Annotated in this window: 17 protein-coding genes; 8 read left to right on the top strand and 9 right to left on the bottom strand. The window is 65.8% G+C overall.

Going from position 1 to position 14,022, the window contains the following annotated elements:
• Positions 1-79: 79 nt before the first annotated feature.
• Positions 80-1,192, top strand: a complete 1,113-nt coding sequence (locus tag IEX43_RS05775; protein ID WP_188809484.1) for a flavin-containing monooxygenase — start codon at positions 80-82, stop codon at positions 1,190-1,192.
• Here the strand turns inward: IEX43_RS05775 and IEX43_RS05770 are convergent.
• From IEX43_RS05770 to IEX43_RS05760, 3 genes are all read right to left on the bottom strand, one after another.
• A complete protein-coding gene (locus tag IEX43_RS05770; RefSeq protein WP_188809483.1) occupies positions 1,158-1,862 on the bottom strand; it encodes an esterase/lipase family protein in 705 nt (234 codons plus the stop codon). The genes IEX43_RS05775 and IEX43_RS05770 overlap by 35 nt on opposite strands.
• Positions 1,863-1,877: 15 nt before the next feature.
• Complete coding sequence (locus tag IEX43_RS05765; protein ID WP_188809482.1) at positions 1,878-3,095, bottom strand: MFS transporter; 1,218 nt, start codon at positions 3,093-3,095, stop codon at positions 1,878-1,880.
• A 108-nt stretch (positions 3,096-3,203) separates the two neighbouring features.
• Positions 3,204-3,638 carry a hypothetical protein gene (locus IEX43_RS05760; protein ID WP_188809481.1) on the bottom strand — a complete coding sequence of 145 codons (435 nt, stop codon included), beginning with the start codon at positions 3,636-3,638 and terminating at the stop codon, positions 3,204-3,206.
• A gap of 321 nt (positions 3,639-3,959) precedes the next feature.
• Between IEX43_RS05760 and IEX43_RS05755 the strand changes: the two genes are divergently transcribed.
• Positions 3,960-4,304 (top strand): hypothetical protein, encoded by a 345-nt coding sequence (locus IEX43_RS05755; protein ID WP_188809480.1) that lies wholly within the window; start codon positions 3,960-3,962, stop codon positions 4,302-4,304.
• Here the strand turns inward: IEX43_RS05755 and IEX43_RS05750 are convergent.
• The gene (locus IEX43_RS05750; protein WP_188809479.1) at positions 4,226-6,190 is read right to left on the bottom strand and encodes a hypothetical protein; all 1,965 of its coding nucleotides are present in this window, start codon (positions 6,188-6,190) and stop codon (positions 4,226-4,228) included. The two genes, IEX43_RS05755 and IEX43_RS05750, sit on opposite strands and share 79 nt — an antisense overlap.
• A 180-nt stretch (positions 6,191-6,370) precedes the next feature.
• On the opposite strand from IEX43_RS05750, the gene IEX43_RS05745 reads away from it, so the two are divergent.
• From IEX43_RS05745 to IEX43_RS05735, 3 genes are all read left to right on the top strand, one after another.
• Positions 6,371-6,700 carry a hypothetical protein gene (locus tag IEX43_RS05745; protein ID WP_066280925.1) on the top strand — a complete coding sequence of 110 codons (330 nt, stop codon included), beginning with the start codon at positions 6,371-6,373 and terminating at the stop codon, positions 6,698-6,700.
• Between the two features lie 210 nt (positions 6,701-6,910).
• Positions 6,911-7,237, top strand: coding sequence for an ArsR/SmtB family transcription factor (locus IEX43_RS05740; RefSeq protein ID WP_188809478.1), 327 nt, complete (start codon positions 6,911-6,913; stop codon positions 7,235-7,237).
• Entirely contained in the window at positions 7,225-7,968 is a 744-nt protein-coding gene (locus tag IEX43_RS05735) for a cation transporter (protein ID WP_188809477.1), read from the top strand. The genes IEX43_RS05740 and IEX43_RS05735 overlap by 13 nt, the downstream gene beginning before the upstream one ends.
• On the opposite strand, the gene IEX43_RS05730 is transcribed toward IEX43_RS05735, so the two are convergent.
• The 5 genes from IEX43_RS05730 to IEX43_RS05710 all read right to left on the bottom strand — a co-directional run bounded on the left by IEX43_RS05730 (position 7,969) and on the right by IEX43_RS05710 (position 10,482).
• The gene (locus IEX43_RS05730) at positions 7,969-8,190 is read right to left on the bottom strand and encodes a hypothetical protein (protein ID WP_188809476.1); all 222 of its coding nucleotides are present in this window, start codon (positions 8,188-8,190) and stop codon (positions 7,969-7,971) included.
• 133 nt (positions 8,191-8,323) lie between these two features.
• Positions 8,324-8,536, bottom strand: coding sequence for a helix-turn-helix domain-containing protein (locus IEX43_RS05725; RefSeq protein ID WP_188809475.1), 213 nt, complete (start codon positions 8,534-8,536; stop codon positions 8,324-8,326).
• Positions 8,536-9,015 carry a DUF2975 domain-containing protein gene (locus IEX43_RS05720; protein WP_188809474.1) on the bottom strand — a complete coding sequence of 160 codons (480 nt, stop codon included), beginning with the start codon at positions 9,013-9,015 and terminating at the stop codon, positions 8,536-8,538. The genes IEX43_RS05725 and IEX43_RS05720 overlap by 1 nt, the downstream gene beginning before the upstream one ends.
• A 77-nt stretch (positions 9,016-9,092) precedes the next feature.
• Positions 9,093-10,283 (bottom strand): type II toxin-antitoxin system HipA family toxin, encoded by a 1,191-nt coding sequence (locus tag IEX43_RS05715; RefSeq protein WP_188809473.1) that lies wholly within the window; start codon positions 10,281-10,283, stop codon positions 9,093-9,095.
• Positions 10,276-10,482, bottom strand: coding sequence for a helix-turn-helix transcriptional regulator (locus IEX43_RS05710; RefSeq protein WP_409372347.1), 207 nt, complete (start codon positions 10,480-10,482; stop codon positions 10,276-10,278). The genes IEX43_RS05715 and IEX43_RS05710 overlap by 8 nt, the downstream gene beginning before the upstream one ends.
• Before the next feature lie 515 nt (positions 10,483-10,997).
• Between IEX43_RS05710 and IEX43_RS05705 the strand changes: the two genes are divergently transcribed.
• Genes IEX43_RS05705 through IEX43_RS05695 form a run of 3 tightly spaced genes read left to right on the top strand, consistent with a single transcriptional unit; the run spans position 10,998 to position 13,991 of the window.
• Positions 10,998-11,933, top strand: a complete 936-nt coding sequence (locus tag IEX43_RS05705; protein WP_188809472.1) for an ABC transporter ATP-binding protein — start codon at positions 10,998-11,000, stop codon at positions 11,931-11,933.
• Between the two features lie 5 nt (positions 11,934-11,938).
• A complete protein-coding gene (locus IEX43_RS05700; protein ID WP_188809471.1) occupies positions 11,939-13,192 on the top strand; it encodes an ABC transporter permease in 1,254 nt (417 codons plus the stop codon).
• 34 nt (positions 13,193-13,226) lie between these two features.
• Positions 13,227-13,991, top strand: a complete 765-nt coding sequence (locus IEX43_RS05695) for an SDR family oxidoreductase (protein ID WP_188809470.1) — start codon at positions 13,227-13,229, stop codon at positions 13,989-13,991.
• Positions 13,992-14,022 lie beyond the last annotated feature (31 nt).

Raw genomic sequence — 14,022 nt, 5'->3', positions numbered from 1 at the left:
ACCGCGGCGCTGCCGAACAACAAGGCGGCACGCGGCAGGAGGTGCAGCTCAGCGGCAGAGGGCGGAAGGGCAGGGCACCATGTCAGAGCACTTCGATACCGTCGTCATCGGCGGAGGCCAGGCAGGTTTGGCCATGGGCTACCACCTGTCCCGCTTGAAGCGTCCCTTCGTCATCCTGGATGAGAACGCCAGGCCCGGAGACAGCTGGCGCAGCCGCTGGGACTCCCTCCGGCTCTTCACTCCGGCCCGGTACGATGCCCTTCCCGGCAGCCGCTACCCAGGACCACCGTGGTCCTACCCGTCCCGGGAAGAATTCGCTGACTACCTGGACAGCTACGCAGAGAAGTTCCAGCTCCCGGTAACGAACCGCGTCCGGGTCACCAGCCTCAGCCATAACGGGCACAACTTTGTCATTGACGCAGGCGGTCGGGTCTTTGAGGCGGACAACGTGGTAGTTGCATCCGGATGGGACCGGAGGCCCAAAGTGCCGTCATTCGCAGATCTTCTCAGCCCGAACATCCGGCAACTGACGGCGGCAAGCTACAAGAACCCCAACGACCTTGCCCCGGGGTCCGTTTTGGTGGTCGGGGCGGGAAACTCCGGCGCGGACATCGCCCTGGAACTTGCAGTAGCCCGCAAGACCTACCTCTCCGGCAGGCACCCCGGGGAGATCCCCTGGCCCATCGACGCCGTGGCCGCCCGCCCGCTCACCCTCGCCGCCTTCTTCGCCTTCTCGCACATCCTTACCCTCAACACGCCTGCCGGCCGGAAAGCCCGCCCGCAGATCCTTGCCCACAGCGGACCACTTGTCAGAGTAAAGAACCGCGATCTGGTGCACGCCGGCGTCGAACGCGTCCCTAGAACGGAGGGCAGCAAGGACGGCCTGCCGATGCTGGCGGACGGCAGAACGCTGGATGTGGTCAACGTGATCTGGTGCACCGGCTTCCAGCCGGAACTGGAGTGGCTTCATTTGCCTGTTTTCGGCCCCGACGGCGAGCCGGTACACAACCGTGGCGTCGCCCAGGCGCAGGCCGGGCTGTACTTCCTGGGCGCCACCTTCCAGCAGTCGCTGGCGTCATCCATGGTCCACGGCGTAGGCAGGGACGCGGCATTCATTGCCCGGGACATCGCAGCCCCAACGCACCCACGCACGGGCGTCACGGCTCGTCGGGGTTCAGCTGCTCAACGATGATCCGCGCCGTCTCAGGATCACCCAAGATCATGAAGTGCCCGGCAGCGGGCAGCTCGATGTTGGTGGCGCCGGGAAGGACGCTGCCCTCCGGGATGTGCGGATCGAACGGGCCGTAGATGGAGGTGATGCGGCTGTTGATGGCCTCTTCGCGGGCGAGCTCCAGCGTCAGGGCGTTGCGGGGCGAGAAGATCCTCAGGGTGGGCAGCAGCATGTACCTGGCGTAGCGCGATCCCGAAAACGGCGTGCACACGGTGACCATCCGGTCGATCCGCTCCTCGGGGTCCAGCATCAGCATGGTGTACTTGCCGATCAGGCCTCCCTTGCTGTGCGCCACGATCGCAGCGTCCTGCAGCCCCGCTTCCTCGATGTGTTGGGCCACCATCCGCGCCGCCACGGGCACCTCAAGTTTGTTCCGCTGCAGCACCGTGACCACGTGGACGGGATGGCCGGCGTCGTGGATGCACTGGATCAGCGGCATCATGAACTGCCAGTTTTCGTAGACACCCGGAATGATCACCACAGGCCGCCGGTGGCCCTGGTGGAAGGATCCTGGCTGGACCCGCGACAACACTCCGCGGACCTGCCATCCCGCGGCATATAGGTAGTCCTGCAGCCACCACATGGCTTTCCGCAACGGACTTGTCCGAGCGCTCACGCCCCGTTCACTCATCTGTCGAGGATATCCCTAGTAGTTGCGTCGGTGCTTCAGGCGGGGAATAACGACGGCGAACACGGCCGCCGCCGCAAAGCCCAGGATGCCGGTGGCTGAGACCCCCGCGCCCAGGGTGGCAACGGCGGTCACCCCGGAGAGGAGCACTGGACCGGCGGTGGACCCGGCATCAGCCATGAACCGCCACAGCCCCAGGAACTGACCGCGGCCACGGTCCGGCGAAAAGTCCGCCCCGAGGGTCATCACCAGCCCGGAACTGATCCCGTTGCCAAACCCGATCAGGAGCGCAGCCAGCAGCAGCCCCACAAAGGATCCCGTGAGAGGGATCAGCAGCAGCGCTATCCCCATGATCAGCGTGGAGGGGACGGCCACAAACTGCCGGCCTCTCCGGTCCATGAGCTTGCCCGCGGGATAGAACACCAACATGTCGATGGCCCCGGAAAGCCCGTAGATCAGGGAGGCCGAGGTGGCGTCCATGCCCAGGTGGTCCGCCCACAGCGGGATGACCACCTGCCGGGACGAGCGCAGCGCGCTGAGCAGCAGGATGCCCACTCCCAGGCTGAGGAATACGCCCGCGTGGGACGCCGCGACGCTCCGCAGCGTGGGCTCCGGACCCTTGTGTCCGCCGTCGGGCGCTGGAGCAACGGCCAGGTCCGGAATGGTGAGTGACAACAGCGCGGCAGCCGCCATGGCCACCACCCCCACCCAGTAGGCGCCGCTGATGCCGGCGAACTGCATCACGGCCGCGCCCAGGAATGGCCCGATGAACACGCCGATCCGGTTCACCCCGCCCAGGGTGGACAGCGCCCGCGCCCGGAACTCCACGGGCACGGCCTCGGTGAGGTACTTCTGCCGGGCCAGGCCAAACACGGCACCGGACATTCCGACGACGGCCATCGCCGCAGCGAGCAGCCACAGCCCGTCGGGAACCAGCGACGTCAGCCCGGCGGCCGCGAGCGCGAGGCCGGCCGCGACGGCGGCGCCCACGATTGACCAGCGCTCCCCGAATTTGAGCGTGACCAGAGAGGCGGGCAGGTTGAAGAACCAGGAACCCAGCCCGATCAGGGTGACGATCAGGGCGGCCACAGCCACCGACGCTCCCAGATCCCGGGCGGTCAGGGCCACCACCGGGAGGATGGCGCCAGTGCCGATTCCGTAGAGCAGCGTGGGCCCGAACGCTGCCACCGCGATGCCGCGCAGGCTGAAGGGCTGGGGGTCATCGGGGGAAGTCATCAGATTTATTTTATGGCCGGGCCCGTGACGCCATCGACGTCCGGTCCACGGTGTCGGCGTCCACCCCGCGCAGCAGCCAGGTGCAGCCTGCCTCGGCTTAGCAGGGATCTACCTGCGGGCCCTCTGCCGGGAGCCTGACAGGGAACTGAACAGGGCCGCGATTTCCACGATCGCACCAATGATCGAACCCACGATTCCCAGCCCCAGCAGCACCCGCACCACCACGGGCCAACCCGACCAGCTGTCCCCGAAGTCGAAGGGGAAGACCTCCCACAGGCCAAGGGTGGCGGCAAGCCCTATTCCCAGGACCACCAGGTTCCCCAAGGCCATGACGCCCCTGTTGCGGATCACCACGAAGACGAGGTTCGCCACGATGCCTGCGGTCAGTGACGCGTTGATGATGCCGAGCACGCGGTTCATATCCGAGGTCAGGAAGGGCACCACCTGCCAACCCGGCCAGAAGTTGATTCCCCACATCATCGCGGCGTTAACCAGGACAGAGCCAACATTGCCGCCGCGGCTCGTCACCGTCTTGTCAGCCATGCAATCTCCCGGAGCCAGTAAACGGCCGGCACAGTTGAATCCTGCGGCCTGCGCTCAGGGTGCCGCAGCCCAACGCCGCAGGGAAGTGCCGAAGGTCCCCGGCCGCCAAGGCAGCACGCCGTCCCGGCGGACTGAGGCCCCGTGTCAGTGCGCAGGGACTGCTGCTGCGCGCTGACTCCGGGCGTCATTACGCAGCGCCGTACGTGCCCGCGCTGCGGGTTCGGGAGCACGCAAATCCGGGGGTCACAAACGCCCCGCGGAAGAGTAGCGTTCGCCTTATGGGGCGCTGATCCGCGCCCGTACGAAAGGGGAGGTCATTCGATGGGTGAAGTGTGGATCCGAACGCTCGGCAACGGGCTGGTCCGGGCAGACAGAGTCACCGAAATTTCATCCACCCGCGGGTCCCTCCAGGAGGACCAGGGCTATTCGCTGAAGGTCATCGTGGACGGCAAGGGCCACGTGCTTATTGACGACGACGAGCTGCGGGGCTCGCTGGCGGAGCGGCTGGAATTCGCCCGGCATGTGGAGGACGCTTTACTGCTTGCCATGGACGAAGCCCGGGACAGCGACACCGCCGTCGTCATCTCCTATGAGCCGGAGCGCGAGCGCTGGTCAGCGGCGCCGGTCACGGTGTTAGCCGGAAGGCTTTCCGAAGCAGTGGGGTGAGCCATTGGCTGTTCGCCGCGTTCGACGGCGGGCGGTAAGTTGCGTACGACGTCAACCGCCGGCCCGGGTGCCACGGGCTGCGCGGGTGCCACAGGCTGCGCCTCCTGGAGAACGGTCCGTGCGGGCAGTCCGGTGATGCTTGTGCGCGTGAAGCACAAGGCCCACAGCGCCGCCACCAGTACAACAACCACCACCCACGGCAGGTCCGGCCATGCCAGCAGGAAGGGCACGGCCACGGCCACCACGGTGACGATCAGCAGGTACCACGCCACGTACCACCACGGGTTGGCGGGCGGGTTGCCGGTGGGATCGCTCGATTGCGTGAAGGACGGACGGCGCATCCGCTGGAGCCGGTTGTGCAGCACTCCCCACACCGGCCCGTTCAGGAGCCCCACCAGTACGCCGGCAAACACCGCCGTCGCCGCAGCCAGCACGCCCCAGTCCTGCCAGTGCGCCCAATGGTAGGTGGGACCGGAGCACAGCCAGGCGGACCACCACGGGTCCGGACCTTCCCCGGGCGCCCCGCACGCGGCCAGGTTCCGTGCCCATTCCTGCGATCCCAGCCAGGCCAGCGCAGCCGGCGCGCTGAGTCCCGAGGTGAGGACTGCCAGCAGCCGCGTCACTCCCAGGCTCTTTACCATGACGCGGTGCGGGCGGAGCCGCCGGTCGCCGTCGAGCATCCTCAAGGCGAGCCCGGCGGAAGCTGGCTGCGGCGGATCCAGGATCAGCCGTGCCAGCGGGTCCAGCACCTCCACTCGGTTCTTGGAGTAGACAATGTGGTCATAGATGAGGGCGGACCTGTTGTACACGGGATGTTCCTCGGGTCCCGGGCCGCCGTCACCCTCGCTGTCCCGGGCGTAGATCTTGCCGAAGACCGGAAGCGGCCCGTTGGCGTGGGTGGAGATGGGCCCGGCAGGCACAAAATCGAACTTCCCCCAGACGTTGATCCAGCGCGGCCGCTGAGGGTTGGCCAGCCAGTCCGTCACGGGGTCCTCGCCCGTTCCCACGCCCCATTGCGCGTACCCCAGCAGGTCCAGCCCGCTGCCCACGCTGACGAAGTTGGTGGCGCGGGCCTGGTTCTGGAACAGGACCTGCCCGGTGATGGCGGCACCCTGGCTGTGCGCCACCACGGTGACCTCTGTTTCCGGGCAGTTGTCCCAGCGCTGGAGCGTGTCCACCACCCGCTGCCGCATCGCCGCCGCCTGCAGGGGCTTGCGCTTCCACACCTGCGGATCGCCCAGGAAGTCGGCAAACAGGGAAACGAGCTTGCCGATCCACCGGCCCGGACCCGGAATCCATGCCAGGCCGATGATCAGCAGCAGCACCACCAGCACCGCCAGAAGGATGAAGAACCCGGCAAAGGCGGCCAGCGAGGTCAGGACCAGTTGCCGCAGCCAGGCCCCGAACCACCTGAAGTTCCTTTGCCGGCCGGGATACAGGTTCCACTTGATCAGCTGGAGGGAGCGCAGGTACACGCGCAGGGCGGTCCGCAGTGCCCAGGAGTACGTGGACGCGGCCGACGCCGGCTCGAAGTCCCTGCCCCAGGACGCCTCTGTCATCAGCACAGTGAGATAGTCCGGGGTGCCGCCCGCGGCGCCCCGGAGGACCTTGACCAGCACCTCCGGCGGGTCGCCCACCGCGTTCGCCTGGGTGATGACCAGGTGCGGCTGGGTGGTGTCGGGGACCAGGTCCAGGGAGAGATCGTGCAGGCTCAGCATCAGCGGCTGGGCCCATTCCTGGAGGGTGCCGCCTTTGAGGGCGCGGCCCATGCCGTGGACGAACACCACCACATGGTCCGGCTGGCCCGGTGGCTCCGGCTGTTCCCGCCGGCCCGTGGCGTTGACGCCGCCGGCGTCGCCAAGGCTTCCACCTGCGCGCTTGCCCATGGCTACATGATCCACCCGCCCGGCCTCGGGGGAAAGGAAGTTCGGGAACCCCAAACGGTGTAATAAATACCTTCATGTTGCGTGGATCACATTCAGTCCCTACTCTGGATGAGGCTGATGCAAACGGCCATAAGCAAGAAGCTGCAGCGTCGCAGCCAATGCCGGGGAAGGCTTTACAACTTGAATTCCAAGCTGAACATTGTTGTCCGTGTAGATCTCGACCACGCCAGGGCACAGGTGATTGCAAAGGGGCATGTCACCGTCCACAGCGTCAACGCACTGTATGTAGTAGTCAAGCGCGCCAATTCCTTACGTGAAGGCCTGGGCGTGGAATTGGATATCTCGCATGCGCGGGTGGACCAGGAAGCGCTGGAAATGCTCCATGCGTCATCCGAAACGCACCACCTGCCGGCCAAGATCGATCCGCAGCAGGCGCCCTGCACCATCAGCGTCCTGGCTCCGCGCACCGCTGCCCGCAGGGCACACGCACCGGCACTGATCGCCGCATAGGCGCACCAGGCAACGGCACCCGAAGAGCCCAATCGTCGGGCCAGGGAGCCAGCCGCACACTTTTCTTTCTTCCTGATGTCCACGGACTGCGAGTGCAGCTGTATCCGAATAGACGGGTAGCTGCACTCACGGTTTGTTGGCAGTCCATGACGGGCCATACCCGGAAGTACAGCTTCTCCTGAATACAGGGGACGCTGTACTCTGGGGTCCATGGAGACCCTCACGCATGCACCGGTCCTGGCCCGGTTCGGCTACGCGGTGTCAGACCCGACCCGTGCCCGGATCCTCCTCGCCCTGGCCGACGGCGGCACATACCCTTCAGACCTGGCCGACGCCCTGGGCGTGTCCCGGCAGAGCATGTCCAACCACCTGGCATGCCTGCGCGGCTGCGGCCTGGTGGTGGCAGTGCCGGACGGCAGGCGGACCAGGTACGAACTGGCGGACGAACGGCTGGGGCACGCCATCCGCGACCTGCTGGGCGTAGTGCTGGCCGTCGATCCGGCGTGCTGCGCACCGGACGGGACATGCCAGGCGTGACGGGCCTCCAGATTTCGCCGGCCCCGGAACGCCGCGCGGTCCTCTCCCGCCGCATCCGCTTCTTCGCCGCCGCCACCATCACCTACAACGTCATTGAGGCGGTGGTTGCCCTCTGGGCCGGTGGCGTGGCCGGCTCGGCAGCCCTGATCGGTTTCGGCCTGGACTCGGTGATCGAGGTTGCCTCCGCCGTCGCGCTGTCCTGGCAGTTCGCCTCGAAGGATCCGGAACGGCGCGAGCACCTGACACTGAGAATCATCGCCCTGTCCTTCTTTGCCCTCGCCGCCTTTGTTTCCGCCGAGGCCATCCGGTCCCTGGCCGTCGGGGAAGGGGCCGGGCATTCAGTGCCGGGCATCGTCATCGCAGCCTTAAGCCTGGCCATCATGCCGGTATTGTCCTGGCTGCAGCGCCGGGCCGGCCGCGAACTGGGGTCCAAAACTGCGGTGGCCGACTCCAAGCAGACGCTGCTTTGCACCTACCTGTCGGCCGTGCTCCTGGCCGGACTGCTGCTGAACGCCACGGTGGGCTGGTGGTGGGCAGACGCTGCCGCCGCGCTGGTGATCGCCGCCCTCGCCGTCCGGGAAGGCATCGGGGCCTGGCGCGGCGATGTATGCTGCACGGTTCCGGCCAGGGACGGCTCCGATGCCGGGCTGCCGAGCAGTCGGGTTGCCGGCGGCTGCTGCGCAGGCTGCAAGGACAACCGTGGCGCGCCGCCGGCGGGCAGCGGACCCTGATCAGTACTTGGGCCAGTAGTCAGGATTGAAGCCGCTGGGGTTCGGGGGCCTGGGCGGGTCCTCCCATTGGCCGGCAGGAATTTCGCCCGGCTCAGGCTCCGGCTCCTCAGGCTGTGGCTCGAACTCCTGCTCCGGCGCCGGTTCGGGTTCACGTTCGGGTTCCCGCTCGGGCGCAGGTTCAGGTCCGGTACTTTCCTGGGGTTGGTTCTTGTCGTGTGCCATGTGGCTCCCTTGGGACCGGGATAGCCCACTGCCTGAGCACTTCCAGAGTAGGTTCCGGACCGCCCGCCATGTCAAGGTTTCCAGCTCCCCCACTTGCCCCCTGCCCGGCACGAGCACGCCTGGTCACTGGCACCTAACGTTCGTCCTCCACGAACTCGAGGAGGTCACCGGGCTGGCAGTTCAGCACCCGGCACATGGCTTCGAGGGTGCTGAAGCGTACCGCCTTGCCGCGGCCGTTTTTCAGCACGGCCACATTGGCGGGCGTCAGGCCCACACGCTCGGCGAACTCCCCCACACTCATCTTCTGCCTGGCCAGTTCGACGTCGATGCGCACCACAATGGGCATCAGATCACCGCTTCCATGTCCGCCCGGAGGTCGGCGGCCTGCCGGAGCAGGGCGCGCAGCACTACCACCACCAGGCCCAGGGCGGCACCGGCCACTAGGATCAGGAACAGCAGGAGCGGGAGTCCGGGATCATCGGCATTGAGGACGACGACGGCGGAGAGCGCCGCGAGCATCGTCCAGCCGGCGGCGATGGCCCAGACAATGGCATCCACCCACACCAGGGCTCCGTTACTGAAGATCCGGTCGTGCTTGACCAGCGTCAGCAGCTTCCAGGTGCCCACGATCACCACCTGGACGCAGGCCACCTCCAGGATGAAGAAGATGGTGAGGGGCCACTGAAGATTGGCACGGTCCGGATTCTCCTGCGCCATGTGCGCGAACTGGCCGGGGATGGACATGACCTGGAACAGGAGCAGCAGGAGGAAGGCCACCACAAGGACCATCCGGAGGGCGGTGACTGCCAGGCGGGTTATTTTCATATATCGAGTTTCAGCTACTACCTATCGAAAGTCAATCGATGCTGTGAGCCTTGTTTTGAAGCGAAGCGCCGGCGAAGTCAGGACGTCAGCTGGTCCCGGCGGAACCGCAGCTCCCGCCGGGTGCCGTTGAGGGGTGATCCCGTGAAGGGCAGGGCGTCCAGCCGGATGCCCTCGGCGGCGGTGAGGGCCAGGACGTTGGCTGCCGCCGCTGCCCGGGGAAGCAGCCCAATGGCGGCCGCGAACTCCTGCCAGTGCCTGGCCTTCAGACCCTTGACCTTGCCCGCGAGGGGAAGCGCCATGGTGTCATCACCGTAAAGCAGGGTGCAGGGGATGTCGTACATCGGGGCCACGGCCCAGCTTCCGTTCCGGCCGGCGAGGACTGCGGCGTTCTTGGCGTGCAGGTCCCCGTTGCCGGTGAGCCAGGCGAAAACGAACTGCAGGTAGAGGTTGCGCACGGCCACGGCCCTTGCCTTGCACAGTCCAGCCAGCGCCAGGACCAGCTGCTCTGAACTGACGGCGTATTTCGACGCCGGCGGCAGGTTCATCACCTGCGCTCCGTCCTCGAGGGCCAGGCGCACCAGGCCGTCGGAGTGGGCTCGGTCGAACCGCTCCACCAGCAGCCCGGGCATGCCGCGCTTGTCGGTAACCACGCTGTGCCTGGCCACAGGAATCTTCAGGGCCTTGGCTCCGGTGAGGTGGGCTGCCTCGTTCAGGACAAGATGCGGATAGCTGGGCGGATCCAGCTTGAGCAGGTAGCGGCGGTTGGCAAGCGCCAGCGGTGTGGTCATCATTGAGGCGCTTGCCTTGTGCTGCACGCCCGGCAGTCCGTGCGGATCCACCGCGTCTGCAAGGTAGGCGAAATCCAGGTCTTCGGGGCGGGACGTATCCGCCAGCGGCCGCTGCTCCACCAAGAGTTCGCCGGCCGGGACCACCTGCACGTCGCCCGGCATGTCTGCGCCTACGGCCAGAAGGAGGCTTAGCTCATCACCCAGGCTCGTCTTCACGGCGTCCTTGAGCACGGTGAGCCGGTGGCCCTCCGGCAAGAGTCCCGCAAAGAAGGCCGGCAGCGCACCGCTGGGTGACTCCACGGGGTCCCCGGCAAGGGGCAGTGTTGTTGCCACCGGGCCGGCGCCGGCCGCAAGGTATTCGGCAGTGTAGGAGAAGGCCACGTTGCCGCGGTCCATGCGGGAGAGGCGCCCGGCCAGGACGCCCGCCTTGTACACGTCTGCGCCGCGGACGAACTTCAGGCGCTGCAGGTCCTCAGTCATCAGCAGCCCGGAGGTGGAGTCCAACCGCGTTGGCCGCGGCGGCCACTGTGCCCAGTGACGGGTTGCCCGTCCCGGTTTCAATGGCATGGATGGTGCGCGAGGACGTGCCGATCAGGTCGGCCAGCGTGCCCTGGGTAACGCCGGCCTCTTTACGGGCGCGCCGGATGCTGGCTCCGATGGCCTGAACGTCGTCCATCATTTTCCTTCCGCAAAATATTGCTGATTCATACGCTCCTCTAGGAGAGGATGCCCCACCATTCGTAAAATCGCAATATATTGCGGAAAAGCGGGCGAGGGTCCGTCCAGCGGCCGCCCGGTCCCGCTATCGGAAGTATTTTTCAGTTTTGTTGCGATTCGACGGCGAAGGACCGCACCCAGGGGCAGGTTTCGCGAGGAAACAGAGCCGGTCCTTGGTTGATCTTGAGGCAATCCTCGCCGGTCCTTGATCCGTCCGCCGCACACTGGTGGGAGAGGGGCCTGAAGCGTAAGGCAGCAGCAGCTGGGGTCTGGGCCCGGCAACAGGCCAGGGCCGGCGGCGGAGGCGGCGGAACAGCGTGGTTCCGCAAAATAGCCGCCGGCCCTCCTCTCTCACCGGCCGCGGGGCCGACCAGGCAGCGACATCCCTGCCCCGAGTGTCATCCTTGAGAGCGATCCTCATTCGGTACCCCTCGATAAACTCGGAAGACACGTACCGGCACTTTTGGGGAAACAGCCATGAGCGAAGCACTCGTCCATATCGATCAGTTCAGGATGGATTTCGGGGACAAGACTGTCATCCGCGATCTGTCCTTCGACGTGGAGCGGGGCGAGACGTTCGGCTTCCTGGGCAGCAACGGGTCTGGCAAAACCACCACCATCCGGGCCCTCTTGGGCATCTACCAGCCCACGGCGGGAACCCTGCACATAGACGGCAAGCCATTCCGGCCCGAGGACGGAGGCCGGCTCGGCTACCTCCCGGAGGAGCGCGGCCTGTACAAGAAGGAAAAGGTCATCGACGTCATGACCTACTTCGGCCGGCTCAAGGGCCTGGACCGGCACGCTGCCAAAACCTGGTCCCTGGAGTACCTCGAGCGGGTCGCCCTGGCGGACAAGGCAGGCGTACAGCTGGACAAGCTGTCCGGCGGCCAGCAGCAGAAAGTTCAGCTGGGCGTCACCATCATGAATGATCCCGAGCTGCTGATCCTGGATGAACCCACCAAGGGCTTTGACCCCGTCAACAGGCGCCTCCTGATGGACATCATCGACGGGCAAAAGACCAAGGGTGCCACCGTGATGATGGTCACCCACCAGATGGAGGAGGTGGAACGCCTCTGCGACCGGGTCATCCTGCTCAAGAACGGAACCGCCGAAGCCTACGGAACCATCGACGACATCCAGAACCAGTACGGCGGCCGAATCGTCCGGCTGAAACACTCCGGCCCGGTCCCTTCTTCGCCGCGGTATACGGTCACCGTGAATGAGACGAACTACTCCGAGCTGTCCATCGCCGACGACGCGGACGAGGCAGACATCCTCCGGGAACTGGTTGCCGCCGGTGTGTCTGTCCGGTCCTTCACCACCACCAAGATCTCCCTGGAGGAGATCTTCATCCGCGTTTACGGCGACCAGAACAGGGCCGACGCGGCCGCGCTCCAGATGGCAGAGGCATAACAGGCATGGCACAGCACAACCTCAGCACCGTGGTTACCTTCGAGTTCTTCCGCACCATCGGCAAGAAGCGCTTCTGGGCCGGCACCCTTGCCGTCCCGTTCATCATGGCAGTGGTGTTCGGCCTCCTTTTTGCGTCCAACACCGCTACCGATACCGCGGCCAACGCCCAGAAAAGCGCCGAATTCACCATCTCCTACACAGACGCGTCAGGGCTCATCAGTCCCGGGCAGGCTGCGGTGTTTGGGGCAACGACGGCGGCTTCCGCGGACGAGGGCGTGGCCGCGGTCCAGTCCGGCAGCATTGATGCCTTCTTCGACTTTCCCGCAGACCCTGCCAGCGACACCGTCAAGGTCTACGGGGCAGACCAGGGCATGTTCGAGAACAACAAGTACTCTGCCGTCGCGCAGGCCATGCTGACGCAGGCGGTCAACACCCGCATCGGCTCCGCCGAACTCTCCGCCCTGGCCAGCACTGACGCCACCATCGATATGAAGACCTACCGCGACGGCGTGGAATCCGGCGGCTTCAACTCGGCCGTGCCGCCGCTGTTTTTCCTGGTCATTTTTTACGGGCTGATCATTCTTCTCGGCGGGCAGATGTTGAGCTCCACGCTGGAGGAAAAGGAGAACCGGGTGACCGAAATGATCCTGACCACCTTGAAGCCCACCACACTCATCAGCGGCAAGGTTCTTGCACTCTTCGCCATTGGCCTGCTGCAGATGGTGATCTTCGCCTCGCCGGTGGTCATCGGCTACCTCTTCTTCCGCGAGCAGATCAACATCCCGGACCTGGACCTCAAGGCACTTGTGTTCGAACCGGCACCCATGATCACCGGCTTCCTGATCCTGGTGGGCGGCTTCGCCCTGTTCACCAACACACTGGTTGCGATCGGGGCCATTATGCCCACGGTCAAGGAGGCCGGTAACTACATGGCCGTAATGATCGCGCTGATCTTCATCCCCTTCTACGCAGTGTCACTGATTTTCTCCAACCCGCAGTCACTGATCGTGCAGGTCTTCACCTACTTCCCGTTCTCCGCCCCCGTCACCGCGCTCCTCCGCAATGGACTGGGATCCCTGTCAGTAGTGGAAACAGCTATCGTCCTGGCCATCCTCTACATCGGAGCAGTACTGATGTTCTTCCTGGCAGTCCGGCTTTTCCAGTACGGCTCCATCTCCTACGCCTCAAAGGTCAACATCAAGACGGCGCTCAGCAGCGGCCGCCGCATACCGGCAGCCACCGGTACCACGCCACGCTGAAACTCCTGCCCCTAACGGGCATAGGATTTGCTGCATGAGGATTGCCGTCGCAGGGGGAACCGGTACTGTTGGCCGCCACGTGGTGGAGGTGGCAAAAGCACGCGGCCATGAGGTGTCCAGCATGAGCCGGGCGGAAGGCGTGGACCTGGTGAACGGCCGCGGCCTCGCCCAGGCCCTCCAGGGGGTGGAAGCAGTCATCGACGTCTCCGGCATCCAGACCACGTCCACCAAGAAGGCCGTCGACTTCTTCACCAACGCCACCCAGAACCTGCTGGCAGCCGAAAAGCAGGCGGGGGTCAAGCACCACGTGGCGCTCTCCATTGTGGGGATCGACGGTTCAACGTCCGGCCTCTACGCCGGGAAGTTGGTGCAGGAAGACGAGGTCCGGCACGGCGGCATTCCATGGACCCTGCTGCGGTCCACACAGTTCCACGAGTTCGTGCCCCTGGCGGTGAAGATCGGGACTGTGGGTCCAGTGGTCAGCGTTCCCAAGATGTTCACCCAGCCCGTGGCTGCCCGGGAGGTGGCTGAGGCCTTGGTGACCGCAGCAGAGTCAGGACCCCAGGGAAGGGTCCCAGACCTGGGCGGGCCCCGGACCGAACAACTCGCGGACCTGGTCCGCGCCTACCTCGCCAAAACCGGCCAGCGCAAAAGGATCCTTGAGGCAGTGATGCCCGGCTCGATGGGGAAGGCAATGCGCAGCGGTGCGCTGGTCCCGGCGCCAGGTGCCGCCGTCGGACGCCAGACGTTCAGCGAGTGGCTGGCAACTGCTGATTCCGACGGCGGCCGGGAACACTAACGGGGCGCAGGCAGCAGTCTGGCCATTGGCT

Source organism: Pseudarthrobacter polychromogenes, from assembly GCF_014644495.1.
Lineage (GTDB): Bacteria > Actinomycetota > Actinomycetes > Actinomycetales > Micrococcaceae > Arthrobacter > Arthrobacter polychromogenes.
Note: the sequence above shows the minus strand (reverse complement) of the source record. Positions and strands in the feature narration are given on the sequence as shown.